The sequence below is a fragment of the Pantoea ananatis PA13 genome, from assembly GCF_000233595.1.
Lineage (GTDB): Bacteria > Pseudomonadota > Gammaproteobacteria > Enterobacterales > Enterobacteriaceae > Pantoea > Pantoea ananatis.
On sequence record NC_017554.1, the window covers coordinates 3,293,230 to 3,305,625 of the forward strand.

At 52.1% G+C, this 12,396-nt stretch carries 15 protein-coding genes; 5 read left to right on the forward strand and 10 right to left on the reverse strand.

Going from position 1 to position 12,396, the window contains the following annotated elements:
• The first annotated feature begins 68 nt into the window (after positions 1-68).
• The 3 genes from ybeD to lipA all read left to right on the forward strand — a co-directional run bounded on the left by ybeD (position 69) and on the right by lipA (position 2,294).
• Complete coding sequence (ybeD, locus tag PAGR_RS15530; protein ID WP_006118404.1) at positions 69-332, forward strand: DUF493 family protein YbeD; 264 nt, start codon at positions 69-71, stop codon at positions 330-332.
• A gap of 168 nt (positions 333-500) precedes the next feature.
• Entirely contained in the window at positions 501-1,154 is a 654-nt protein-coding gene (gene lipB / locus PAGR_RS15535) for a lipoyl(octanoyl) transferase LipB (RefSeq protein ID WP_014606316.1), read from the forward strand.
• 174 nt (positions 1,155-1,328) lie between these two features.
• A complete protein-coding gene (gene lipA, locus PAGR_RS15540) occupies positions 1,329-2,294 on the forward strand; it encodes a lipoyl synthase (RefSeq protein ID WP_013025007.1) in 966 nt (321 codons plus the stop codon).
• 110 nt (positions 2,295-2,404) lie between these two features.
• On the opposite strand, the gene tatE is transcribed toward lipA, so the two are convergent.
• The 6 genes from tatE to PAGR_RS24445 form a co-directional block, all read right to left on the reverse strand.
• Positions 2,405-2,608, reverse strand: a complete 204-nt coding sequence (gene tatE, locus PAGR_RS15545; protein WP_013025006.1) for a twin-arginine translocase subunit TatE — start codon at positions 2,606-2,608, stop codon at positions 2,405-2,407.
• Positions 2,609-2,758: 150 nt separating this feature from the next.
• The gene (locus tag PAGR_RS15550) at positions 2,759-3,556 is read right to left on the reverse strand and encodes a deaminated glutathione amidase (protein ID WP_014606317.1); all 798 of its coding nucleotides are present in this window, start codon (positions 3,554-3,556) and stop codon (positions 2,759-2,761) included.
• Between the two features lie 63 nt (positions 3,557-3,619).
• Positions 3,620-4,051 carry a GNAT family N-acetyltransferase gene (locus tag PAGR_RS15555; protein ID WP_013025004.1) on the reverse strand — a complete coding sequence of 144 codons (432 nt, stop codon included), beginning with the start codon at positions 4,049-4,051 and terminating at the stop codon, positions 3,620-3,622.
• A gap of 348 nt (positions 4,052-4,399) precedes the next feature.
• Positions 4,400-4,609, reverse strand: coding sequence for a transcription antiterminator/RNA stability regulator CspE (cspE, locus tag PAGR_RS15560; protein WP_006118399.1), 210 nt, complete (start codon positions 4,607-4,609; stop codon positions 4,400-4,402).
• A 150-nt stretch (positions 4,610-4,759) separates the two neighbouring features.
• Positions 4,760-5,332, reverse strand: coding sequence for a lipid IV(A) palmitoyltransferase PagP (gene pagP, locus PAGR_RS15565; RefSeq protein WP_029568529.1), 573 nt, complete (start codon positions 5,330-5,332; stop codon positions 4,760-4,762).
• Positions 5,333-5,872: 540 nt separating this feature from the next.
• Complete coding sequence (locus PAGR_RS24445; RefSeq protein WP_441338923.1) at positions 5,873-5,989, reverse strand: small membrane protein YohP; 117 nt, start codon at positions 5,987-5,989, stop codon at positions 5,873-5,875.
• Positions 5,990-6,212: 223 nt separating this feature from the next.
• On the opposite strand from PAGR_RS24445, the gene PAGR_RS15570 reads away from it, so the two are divergent.
• The gene (locus PAGR_RS15570; protein WP_014606320.1) at positions 6,213-6,458 is read left to right on the forward strand and encodes a hypothetical protein; all 246 of its coding nucleotides are present in this window, start codon (positions 6,213-6,215) and stop codon (positions 6,456-6,458) included.
• 50 nt (positions 6,459-6,508) lie between these two features.
• Here the strand turns inward: PAGR_RS15570 and gntT are convergent, their stop codons facing one another.
• The gene (gene gntT, locus PAGR_RS15575) at positions 6,509-7,825 is read right to left on the reverse strand and encodes a gluconate transporter (RefSeq protein ID WP_014606321.1); all 1,317 of its coding nucleotides are present in this window, start codon (positions 7,823-7,825) and stop codon (positions 6,509-6,511) included.
• Positions 7,826-8,114: 289 nt separating this feature from the next.
• Here gntT and PAGR_RS15580 point away from each other — a divergent pair, with 289 nt between their 5' ends.
• A complete protein-coding gene (locus PAGR_RS15580; RefSeq protein ID WP_014606322.1) occupies positions 8,115-9,263 on the forward strand; it encodes an iron-containing alcohol dehydrogenase in 1,149 nt (382 codons plus the stop codon).
• Positions 9,264-9,282: 19 nt separating this feature from the next.
• Here PAGR_RS15580 and PAGR_RS15585 read toward each other — a convergent pair whose 3' ends face one another.
• The 3 genes from PAGR_RS15585 to PAGR_RS15595 all read right to left on the reverse strand — a co-directional run bounded on the left by PAGR_RS15585 (position 9,283) and on the right by PAGR_RS15595 (position 12,259).
• Positions 9,283-10,134, reverse strand: a complete 852-nt coding sequence (locus PAGR_RS15585; protein ID WP_014606323.1) for a Cof-type HAD-IIB family hydrolase — start codon at positions 10,132-10,134, stop codon at positions 9,283-9,285.
• 103 nt (positions 10,135-10,237) lie between these two features.
• Complete coding sequence (locus tag PAGR_RS15590; RefSeq protein WP_014606324.1) at positions 10,238-10,672, reverse strand: RcnB family protein; 435 nt, start codon at positions 10,670-10,672, stop codon at positions 10,238-10,240.
• A 492-nt stretch (positions 10,673-11,164) separates the two neighbouring features.
• Positions 11,165-12,259, reverse strand: a complete 1,095-nt coding sequence (locus PAGR_RS15595; RefSeq protein ID WP_013024996.1) for an ABC transporter substrate-binding protein — start codon at positions 12,257-12,259, stop codon at positions 11,165-11,167.
• Positions 12,260-12,396: the final 137 nt, after the last annotated feature.

A 12,396-nucleotide genomic window follows, 5' to 3' on the forward strand; every position in this document is an offset into this window, starting at 1 on the left:
CCCCCATTACAGGTTAATATGATGCTCCCGCTTCGGCGGGAGCCTGTTTTTTATGTACCGGAGTGATTATGAAAACCAAACTGAATGAACTGCTCGAATTCCCTACCCCATTTACCTACAAAGTAATGGGGCTGGCACAGCCGGAGCTGGTTGATTTGGTGCTTGAGGTCGTGCAACGCCATGCACCCGGCGATTACAGCCCAGAAGTGAAACCCAGCAGCAAAGGTAACTATCACTCGGTAAACGTCACGATCAATGCCACCCACATTGAGCAGGTCGAAACCCTGTACGAAGAGCTGGGCAAAATTGAAATCGTGCGGATGGTGCTGTAACGCTGTCAACACCGGTCAGCGGGTCAGGCTGCGCAGATAACGCGCTGACCCGTATTTTCTGCCCTACCGGCCCAGCCGCTCTGTACTCATCCTCTCATCCCGAAGGCGTTTAACTTCATCGCCGCCAGCGTTATACTCAGCGTCTCCCCTCTTTAACGGATACTCGTTTTGTCTGCAGACACGCTTCTTATTCGCCAGTTTGGGTTATGTGACTGGCAATCGACCTCAGACGCCATGCACCACTATACCGATCAGCGCCATAGCGAAAGCCGGGATGAAGTCTGGCTGGTGGAACATTATCCGGTCTTTACACAGGGCCAGGCGGGAAAAACCGAGCACCTGCTGATGCCTGGCGATATTCCTGTGGTACAAAGCGATCGTGGTGGGCAGGTGACCTATCACGGGCCTGGACAACAGATCATGTATGTTCTGATTGATGTGAAACGCCGTAAAACCGGCGTGCGTCAGCTGGTGACCGCCTTAGAAGAAACGGTCATTGCCGTACTGGACCACTTTGTCGTGGCGGCGCGGGCCCGACCCGATGCGCCAGGCGTCTATGTTGGGGATGAAAAAATTTGCTCGCTGGGGCTGCGCATTCGTAAGGGCTGCTCGTTTCACGGGCTGGCATTAAATGTGGCGATGGACCTGTCGCCATTTTTACGGATTAACCCGTGCGGCTATGCCGGAATGCACATGACGCAGCTGCAACACTTCCGGCCTGAAGTCACGTTAGCCGATGTTCAGCCGTTGCTGGCCGAAACCTTTGCCCGCCAGTTGGGTTATCAGCAGGTTGAATGGCATCAGGTTGAAAACCCACGCTGAGTTAACGGTGAATGCGTATTTACAAATATGTAACTTATCGGTGGTGTCTTTGGCTGCTTCCTGGCCGTTGAGATGATATAATTTTTGCACTTTTTTCAAATAAAGTTGAAAGCCGCCTTCTCTGATTGAGTGAGACAGCTTTCAAATCGCAATCCGACCGGAACCTGCTGATTTATGAGTAAACCAATTCAGATGGAACGCGGCGTCAAATATCGTGACGCAGACAAAATGGCGCTGATCCCGGTGAAAACCGTGGCCGTCGACCGGCAAGAGATTCTACGCAAGCCGGAGTGGATGAAAATCAAACTGCCGGCGGACTCCAGTCGTATTCAGGGCATCAAAGCCGCAATGCGTAAAAACGGGCTCCACTCCGTTTGTGAGGAAGCCTCCTGCCCTAACCTTGCTGAATGTTTTAATCACGGCACGGCGACCTTTATGATCCTGGGCGCGATCTGTACCCGCCGTTGCCCGTTCTGCGACGTGGCCCACGGTCGTCCTAACGCACCCGATGCAAACGAACCGGGTAAACTCGCCCAGACCATCGCCGACATGGCACTGCGTTATGTGGTTATTACCTCGGTGGATCGCGACGATTTACGTGACGGCGGCGCTCAGCATTTTGCCGACTGTATTACGGCTATCCGGGAAAAAAGCCCCAGCATCAAAATTGAAACGCTGGTGCCTGACTTCCGTGGCCGCATGGATCGTGCGCTTGAAATTCTGACTGCCACACCGCCGGATGTGTTTAACCACAACCTCGAGAACGTGCCACGCGTGTATCGCCAGGTGCGGCCGGGTGCAAACTATGAATGGTCGCTGAAGCTGCTGGAACGCTTTAAAGAAGCCCATCCCGAGGTACCGACAAAATCCGGTTTAATGGTAGGCCTGGGAGAAACTAACGCTGAAATCGTCGAGGTCATGCGTGACCTGCGTCGTCATGGCGTGACAATGTTAACTCTGGGTCAGTATCTGCAGCCCAGCCGCCACCATTTGCCTGTTCAGCGCTATGTCAGCCCGGCGGAATTTGATGAAATGAAAGAAGAGGCACTGGCGATGGGCTTTACCCATGCTGCCTGCGGTCCTTTTGTCCGTTCGTCTTACCATGCCGACATGCAGGCAAAAGGCCTGGAAGTGAAATAACCGTTCGCCTGCTGGCTGCCTTAAAAAGCAAAAAACCAGATTGCCCGCAATCTGGTTTTTTTATGGCTGTCAGAAATAAAAATTAACACTTTTCTAAAACTGACGCCGCGTTAATCTTTATGAGAAACGCGTTCCGCAGGGGTTTCTTCTGCCGTGGTGCGCGCTGCACTGGTGTCTTCGTCTTTCATGGCCTTTTTAAAGCCTTTGATTGCGGAGCCCAGATCGCCACCCAGAGAACGTAACTTGTTGGTGCCGAAAAGCAGTACGATAAGCGCACCGATAATCAGCAGCTTGGCAATACTGATACCTTCCATATATAACCTTTATAATCTGGCGAATAACGGTAACGCTTATTTAGGCGCAGTTTAGCGCTAACCTCAAGCGTAATCTGTAACAGATTAAGATCGCGCAGCGGCGCCGTCAGGTTTCAGGCCCAATCGGGTAGCGATGATCCCTGCCCCCGGTTAGCGCGTTCCATCCAGTTCGGGCCGGCTAAAACGGCGGTTATCCAGCACCGGCAGCATTGCGCGCGCTGTTGCGATTCTTTGTGGATCGAGCTCGGCAAAAATAAGTGCCTGGGACTCGGCCGCCCGGCTTATCGGTACGCCAAGGGGATCGACCACCATGCTATTGCCAATATTACGCATACCGCACTCGCCTACAGCCACCACATAACAGGTATTTTCCAGCGCGCGCGTGCGGGTAAGTAAATCCCAATGCATCTCTTTTAGCGCCCCTTTGACCCATGCGGAGGGTAAGACCAACACCTCGGCCCCCTCCAGCGCCAGACGCCGCGACAGCTCGGGAAAACGCACATCGTAGCAGGTCATCAGCCCGACTTTCATGCCCGCAACGTCCACCAGCGGCGGAATCTCTTGTCCGGCTTCAACCCGCTTTGATTCCTGCATCGCGAACGCATCGTACAGATGCAGCTTGCGGTATTCTGCCACGATCTTGCCATCACGAATGACCACCAGCACGTTAAATACTTTGCGCTCACTGCCCGGCATATGCATTCCCAGCACGGTAGTCAGCCCATGGCCTTTGCTGGCGCTAAGCAGTTGCGACAGAAACGGCCCGTCAGGCGACTGAGCGGCTTCCAGTATGAAATCGGGATTAGTGATATCAGTGGCCAGCACCGCTTCTGGCAGAACCAGCAGATCGGCCCCGGCACGGCTGGCCTTGTCCATCATGTCCTGGCAGGTTATGGCGTTTTCCTGCCAGTCACGCTGAACCGCAAATTGCCCTAATGCGACTTTCATCGTGGGTTCTCCCTGAAAGCAGTACTGCCGTGATACAGGCCCTTTGGTAACCTTTCAATGCTCTTACAAAGGCTGAAGGGCTTTCACATGGTAGCGTGGTGATTCAACATAGCCTTCACGGCCATAAAACTGGTTAGCTTTAAGACGTGAAGCATGACAGTGAACTTCCATGCGGTCGCAGCCGTGCTGCGCTGCCAGGGCTTCTGCATGCTGGAGCAGTTTCTGGCCCACACCTTTGCTGCGCTCACCGTCCGCGATGCAAAAATAGCTGATACGGGCAAAATCCCCTGCCAGCGCCAACTGAGGGATAAAATGCAGGGAAAGGAATCCCAGTACATGATTACCCTGTTCTGCGATCAGCAGCTTTTCATTGGGATCCGTCATCAGCTGGGCCAGACGTTGTTCAATAAAATGCTCTGTACCGCCATAACCGAGTTCACTTAACAACGCGCTCAGTACGAAGCTGTCCTTCGCCTGAGCCGGACGAATATCCATCCTGGCACCTCTTTATCTGTTATGCGGAGAGTCAGTTATAACCTGAGACGCGCTAAAATGCTCCCCCTGCGAGTTGTTATGATTATGTTACAAGGATTATCTGTGACTCGCGCCGCAGTTTACTGGCGGTTATCGTGCTGCAGTAGTCTGTCTGGCGCAGTGTGCCAGCGTGATATCGAAAAGCGCGGGAGGGCGTGATGTGCAGGAAATGATCCGGGGACGAGGCAGTGGCAGTTGCAGCACTGCAATTGCGCCTTAAAGCCGCTTCTTCCTTCAGCCAGAAATGTGACACGTACCGGCATAAAAAAACCCGCCAGAAGGCGGGTTTTTAGAATTCTGACTGTTAACTTACAGACTGATAACGTTAGCAGCAGATGGGCCTTTTGCGCCGTCAGTGATTTCAAACTCTACACGCTGACCTTCAGCCAGAGTTTTGAAGCCATTGCTCTGGATCGCAGAGAAGTGTACGAATACATCTTTGCTGCCATCTTCAGGAGTAATGAAACCGAATCCTTTAGATTCATTAAACCACTTAACGTTACCTTTAATCTTAGACATCTATATTACCTTTACATGAAAAATGGACACTAAACTGTGTCGCCATCTAGTACAGCAATTGCTGAGGGTTTTGTCCAGCCTGATTTGATGAAAAAGTGATAAATATCGCTATTATTTACCCTTTGGTTACTTTTTCACTGGCTCCAGAGCTTAAAACTGCCAGCGCAGCCAGGCAAAATACACGTTCCCGTTGTTGTAAGTACCTGGAATATAAGTCATTTGAAAGTTCAGCGAACCATAACCTATTGACGCCAACGGTAATATGGCCGGAACAGGATAGTATCCCCAGTTATGCCGTGCCGTTACCCCTGCGGTATAGCCCAGACCATAGTGAAAATTTTGATCCTGCAAAGGTCGCCAGGTGGCCTCCCAGCCGTAACCGCCAAACGGTTCCCACTTGTTGAAAGAATCTTTGAACGCCATCAGGTAAAGGCCGTGCCAGTTCCCTTTCTCATCGTAACGCGAAACGCCACCACCGGCGCCCCAGGGACGTTCGTTATATCTGTGAATATGCTCTTCATCATACGTCCAGCGGTTGTGCCAGGTGATGGCGGGCACATAAACATCAATTGCATCAGGCTGTTGCCAGGTTTGCTGGACGTTGCCGGTAAAGGTATCCCAGCCTGATTTAATCTCTTGGGAGAGCATAGCGGCCTGGAGGGAAAAAGAAAAAAACAGCGCCAGTAATGGAGCTGATAACATTGTTAAAAGGTACCTGTTCACTTCGGTATTACCTGTCTCTTATTGATTGAACGCAGTGTTCCATGCTGAAAATCAGCAACGGGAAGACCCGCCTGACCCGAAATTTAAAAAAAAATGCTCAGGGTATTCAGCATGTAATTATCATTGACGTAATAAAGCACGAGCAATTTTAGCGCAAAAAAGATGAACCAAGCCCAAACAGCAAGAACTTTCAACATTTCCACTAAGTTCTGTAGTTTTCACAACCAAACTCAACACTTACGCAACATCACGTCGCGCCTTCATACAGGCGCCGAACGGGGCGAGCAGTGATAAACAGCGACTTTTACCATCACACCACCTCAGGTAAACCACATAAAGAATGATTAAGGATTGGGGCAATGCCAGTAAAAATGCGCTCGCTTAACCAGGTAGCAGGTAGCAGGTAGCAGGTAGCAGGTAGCAGGTAGCAGGTAGCAGGTAGCAGGTAGCAGGTAGCAGGATGAAAATCTTACCGGCTCGCGGTGTCAAGAGAAATGCTCAATGGTCGGGCTGCGGGCACCCGTCAAGATGCCCGTCGAATCAGAAAATCAGTTTGAATACCCCTGTCAGGGTCAACAGTCCCACGATAAAAATAATGGCGATAATCCACAGAATTATTTTCATTTCCTCTCCCTTACCATTAAAAAACATTCCCATAACAGTATAGGCAAAATTCAGCGATGTGCTTTTTGCTTATTGCGTTCTCAACTATGAAAGCAACATTCAGCTTTAATTGTGATTTTCTGTGAGAAGCATCGCATAGCGGCCTTTTTGTCGCCCCTGTCGCTTCGTTTTAAGAATCATCTCTGGCTAAAATTTAGGCGGACAGGACAGCTCGACGGTTTTGACACTAAAAATGCAAAGCAGGGAGAGAGACCTTATGAGTAGCATTAATACCAGCATGGGCCGCTACAGCCTGAAGGCAAAAGACAGCGGTGAACAAATCAAAGGTTTTTTCGCCATTAATGATGAAGGCGGCACGCAACTTACCCGACAGGAATTTGCGGAGCATTACCTTGATGATGTGGTGAATAACGTGATTTATCCGGTTACCGGAGGTAACCGGGAGATCGCCCGCGCACTGCGAGAACAGATGGTAAAAGCGGGCTTTGAAGCGTCAGATTAACGGCAGGGGCCGCCATGTTTGCGCGGCCCTTTTGTCACGTGCAGGCGCCCTTACACCACGTAAGAAAGTAGCAAGCATCCCACTAAACCACACACTGATATAATCGTTTCCAGTGCTGACCAGGAGCGGATGGTTTCGCCTATCGTCAGGTTGAAATACTCTTTAAACAGCCAGAATCCTGGATCGTTAACGTGTGAAAAAATCACACTGCCCGACCCCACAGCTATCACCATTAATTCAGGACTGGCACCGCTGGTTACAATTAACGGCGCGACAATGCCTCCGGCGGTAATCGCCGCCACGGTTGCCGAGCCAAGCGCGATACGCAGCACAGCAGCAATAGACCAGGCCATAAACAACGGCGACAAATTGGTGGCATGCATCATATTGGCAATGTATTTATCCACGCCGCTGTCCACCAGAACCTGCTTGAAGGCCCCACCGCCGCCGATAATCAGCAGCATCATGGCAATAATTTTGATGGAATCGCTTAACGTGTCCATCACCTGTTCCATGCTGCGCCCGCGGTTCAGACCAAAGGTGAAGATCGCAATCAGCACGGCAATTAGCGTCGCCATAACAGGATCGCCAAAGAACTCGGCATAAGGCAACAGCGCGTGTCCCTTGGGCAGCACCATCTCCGCTACCGCACGCAGTGCCATCAGGATGACCGGAACAAGCGATGTCCAGACGCTGACGCCAAAGCCTGGCATTTCGGTTTCACTAAAGGTTTTGGGGTTGTAGAGCCCTTCAGGGATAGGCTTATCAATGCCTTTGAGGAAACGCGCGTAGACCGGCCCCGCCAGGATAACGGTCGGAATGCCCAGTAAGGTACCAAAAAGCAGGGTTTTTCCCATATCGGCGTTAAACAGCGTCGCTATTGCCGTTGGGCCAGGATGAGGCGGTAAAAAACCATGGGTGACAGACAACGCCGCCGCCATAGGAACGCCAACAAACAGCAGCGGTACCCGTGCAGAAGCCGCAACGCTAAACACCAGCGGCAGCATCAGCACAAAGCCCACTTCGTAGAACAAGGCAAAACCAACGATAAAACCGGTCAGCACCAGCGCCCACTGGATTTGCCTTGTGCCAAATTTATCGATCAATGTGGTGGCGATACGTTGTGCACCACCACAGTCGGCCAGTAATTTACCGAGCATGGCACCAAATCCCATGATCAGCGCCAGTCCGCCCAGCGTCCCGCCGACGCCGTTTTTAATCGAAAGAATGACTTTGTTGACCGGCATGCCCTGCATGATCCCTACCGCCAGGGCGACCAAAATCAGTGCGATAAAGCCGTTGAGTTTAAAGCGAATCATCAGCAGTAACAGTAATGCCACGCCAATCGCCACATAGAGTAATGGCATAATTTTTCTCCACCTGATGCTCTGAATCTTCTCAGTGCCGCTTTGTTATCGTCGTCCCGGAGGACGCGCAAAATTGGGGCGCTGCCATGGTCGTAACATTTTGACAACGCCTGTTACCGATAACATGTTAAGGGTAACATCCGTGTTAAAGCATCACTCCACGTCGTTGAATTTGCGTTTTGCGAAGACGATCAACTTTTGCTCCCCTCGCTATAAGAAAGTTTCCCGGGGCCGATCGCCCGCTTTTCGTTACACTCAGATTTTAGCGAAGATATAAAAGGATGCGCTGGTGAGTGACAATCTGAGTGAGCTGTACAGCAATCAACAAACCCTTTTCGGCCAGGGAAGCCTTAACAAACTGATTCCCCTGTTGGCCGCCCAACCCCAGGCTACCCTGCTCTTTTGCGGCCGTTCGTTCTTACAGGGCGACGCCTATGCCCGAATTAAAACCACGCTGAACGATCACATTGTGGGTTATGAAATTGTGAGCAACGAGGCCTCGCCTGCCGATATTGATGGCTGGGTGGCGCGCTGGCGCGGCCATGTCGATCGGGTTATCGCCGTAGGAGGCGGCAGTGTTCTGGATGCCGCCAAGGCCTTCAGCGCCATGATTCAGCACCCGCTTCCCACCGCCCGCTACCTGGAAAAAGTCGGAGACACGGCAGTCAGCGCCGTTACCTTGCCGCTCATCGCGATTCCCACTACGGCGGGCACCGGCAGTGAGGTCACGCAGAACGCCGTCGTAACTGACCAGCGGGATATCCAGATAAAAGCATCGTTGCGCCATCCGGTGTTCGTGCCACAGGTCGCGATTCTCGATCCTGACTTGCTTAAGGGCGCCCCCGATAAGGTGCTGGCCACCTGTGGAATCGACGCGTTTACCCATTTATTTGAAGCCTATCTTTCCAGCAAGGGCAACCTCTTTACGCGCCAGTTAGCCCTTACCGGACTGCGTCAGTTTATTCAGGGATGGCCTCGGCAAAACCAACAAGACGAAACCGGCGATCGCGCGCGTGAGGCGATGATGATGGCGTCCTGGTTGGGCGGTGTCAGCCTGAGCAGCGCGGGGCTGGGCGTCATTCACGGCATCGCCGGAGAGCTGGGCGCGATTAAACCCTTGCATCATGGTGAAGTGTGCGGCAGGCTGCTGTTCACGTTTCTGGATCATCTTGCAGACAGCCAGCATGCGCGCCAGCGTCAGCTCATGGATGAAATGCATGCGCAGCTTTTTGACGAGGAGACCGATTCACCCGCGCGCTATCTCAAAGCCTGGCTACAACGCTCAGCCATTATGACGTTCTGGCAGGAGGGGCCAACGTTAAGCCCGTCGGATATCGACTGGATCCTGGCCCGGGCCAACAGTAAAAACAGCCTCGTCAGCTACAGCAAAGATGAGATGCGCGACATGATTACACGCGCCTGGCCGGTCAGCGCGTAAGCGTAGTGCGGGCGGTGTTTTAGCCCGCACATTCCCCCTGTTCCGCCCCGCCAAAGGGCGTTTCACCTGCAAGCATTTGCTCGATCACCTGTAGCACACCTTCATCATTATTCGCGGGTGCCAGGAAGCGCGCGGCGTCTTTAACCCGCTGCGGCGCATTGCTCATCGCGAAACTGAAACCCGACTGCTGCAGCATCTCGAGATCGTTACCGCCGTCGCCAAAGGCCAGTACCCGATCGTGAGAAATGCCCCAGCGCTGCGCCAGCAGGTTCAGGCCGTTAGCTTTATGCTGACCAGGAACGATTAAGTCAACCGAACCGTGCCCGCTCGATGTTGCCGCCGCCGAACCTTCGTGCAGGCGCTGGATATCCGCCATTAAAGGCTCGACATACTCATCAGACAGATTAAGGGCAAACTTAAGTATTTTGTCGTCGGCAACCTCATCAAGAGAACGAATGGGCCTGAGCCGGTGGCAATAATGCCGCATCTTGACCAGCCACTTCTCATCCATCCCTTCGAAGTAGTAGGCGCTCTCACGTCCGCAGAGCAGATAGCGCAGATCAGGATAGTGGCCATTTTCAAGCGTATCGAGTACCGCATCAATGTCATTACGGCTAAAAGAACCGCAGAACAGTTCTTGATCACGATCGATAATTAACGCGCCGTTTTCTGCGACAAACGCAATCTCATTGGCGATCTCAGGGAAAAATGAGCGGAGTTGATGGTATTGATTGCCGCTGGCCACGACAAATTTGATATGTCGCTGAGTGAGCTGGTGGTAACAGGCGAGGAAACGCGCGCGGTTATACTGCTTTTTGTCATCCAGAAAGGTGCCATCCATATCAACAGCAACCATCTTAACCGTGGTCATCAGAACTCCTTAGCAGGTAAACGTTCAGGATTAACTGTCAGAATAGCCTGGTAACGGGCGTTCGGTGCATAAAAAAGGGATGGCATCGGCCATCCCTGTGTCGCTATTGAAACGCGTTATTCAGGATCAGCGAGGTAATAATGCCGGTGGCGGCGGCAATCAAAACATAGTTACCGTCGATGTCGGCCCAGTGCTGACCCGGCGGCGGTTCTCTCAGACCACGCTCACGCCAGTCATCAACCCGATAATCTTCACCGCAGTACTCTCGCGGTACAGGACCACCACGGCGAAACTCATGACCGCGCCAGGCAAAGCGATCGTGATGATAATCGCGCCGCACATCTGGCGGTGGCGGGCCAGGCCGGTGGCCGGGAGGTCCATCGCGATCCAGGCCTGGCGGGCCATCGCCGCCGGGACCGCGGCCAGGATGATGCCACGGACCGTCTGGGCCGCCTGGCCCCTGTGCCAGCCCAGGGCTGCTGTACATCGTGCTGTATGCTAAAAGGGCGATAATCAAACCTGATTTTATTTTTTTCATGGTACTGCCTCCAGTGGTAACGGCGACTCAGCGCCGTTGCCATTACTATTGTCGTAACTGGAAGAAATAAGAATGACCAAAACTCTTAAAAGTCAGCGCGCTAAACAGGCGCGGACGGCGTCTCTCTCTCGTCAGGCACGCTGCATCAGGCGTGAAACACAGATACCTTGCGGAAAATCGTTTGGGGACTCAAACCTGGCGAGGCATCAAAATAAAACCCCGATCCTGAGATCGGGAAGTTATCGTCATAGCCAGTAAACTGAAAAATGCCCCTTAAGAGAAAAAGGGAGAAGCAAAGCAGACAACACCACATCACAAGTGTCGGGATGAAATAATAACCTCTGGTTAATGACAGTTGGATGAAAAACGGCTCGGATATATTTTACATGCCGGTTTGATCCAATAAGAAATACACCGCTGCACATCGCAAACCTGAAAACGGGTGTTCAGTTTTATCCGTTCAGGCGCGCTTTACGCCTGAACGGATGACCATCAGGGATAACTCAGCAGCACAGGCGCATCCGGTAATTTTGTAAACCTGCGGATGATTTGATGGTAATCCGCCACCGGATCGAGCTGACTAAACTGCTTTGGATACAAATCTTTTGCCAGAATCTCCATCCCGATAATGTTGTAAGGATGGTTGTAGAAGTGGTGATAGATCCCGTAGGTGCGCCCCTGTTTTACCGGCTCAATCTGCGCTAATCCTGTACGCTTCAACAACGTCGTAAAGGTTGCCGCAACCGCTTTCCTGTCCGATCCGTAACCGAACGGCAGTACATTACTGTTGGAACGTTTTGACCCCGTCATGATGTAAACGTCCGGCTTCATGGCAATGATTTTCTCAAGGGAAACAAAACCTGCGTTACCCGGCAGCAAAGTCGATCCGATATTTTTGCCGCCGACCGCTTCCACCAGTCCACCCCAGCCGCTGTGGCTATGCGTAAAGCAGCAGCTGTCGCTGTTGCCGGCTATCGGTTCAATAAAGACGGTGGGTTTGGTTTTAACCTGGTCAATGCCCTTCTGCAGATTCTGCCAGTGCTGCTGGTAAAAATCGGTGTAGGCCTTCGCCTCGGCTTCACGGTTCAGCACTTTACCCAGCAGCGTAATACCCGGCACGGTGTTTTCTTTAGGATGCAGTTCATAGTCAACAAACACGACCGGGATGTTCAGGCTTTTGAGCGTGGTCAGCACTCCCGACTGCATCAGCGCAGGTTTGGCACGCAACTGCGCAATCATGATATCCGGTTTCTTTGCCAATACGCTTTCGAGGTTCACCTGCCCCTGATCGTTGAAGCCCATATCCACAATCTTTTCAGCCTGCGGCCAGGTTTTCTTCAGCAGCGCCCAGGTTTGCGTATCCTGTTTCTTTGGCAGGTTATTCCATGCCACAACCCGTTTAAAAGGGTTATCCCGGTCCAGCAGCGCCAGCGTCATGATGTCTCGCCCGTCCTGGAGAATGACGTGCTGAGGTTCTTTCTGCAGCGTAATCGTCTGTCCATCCACATCCGTTACGGTCAGAGGATAGGTGGTGGCCGAACAGACCGTTGAGGCCAGCAACGTGGCTGCAAAAATACCGAATTTCATGTTTATTAACCCTGTTGAGAAATAAGAATTATTCTCGTTAACTTTACCATGCTAATTCGTAACAAATATAAACCTTTGTTTAATGAATACGTCTGAACGCTGTCTCAGGTTGGCGCCGTCCCGGCATAAGGATCGGA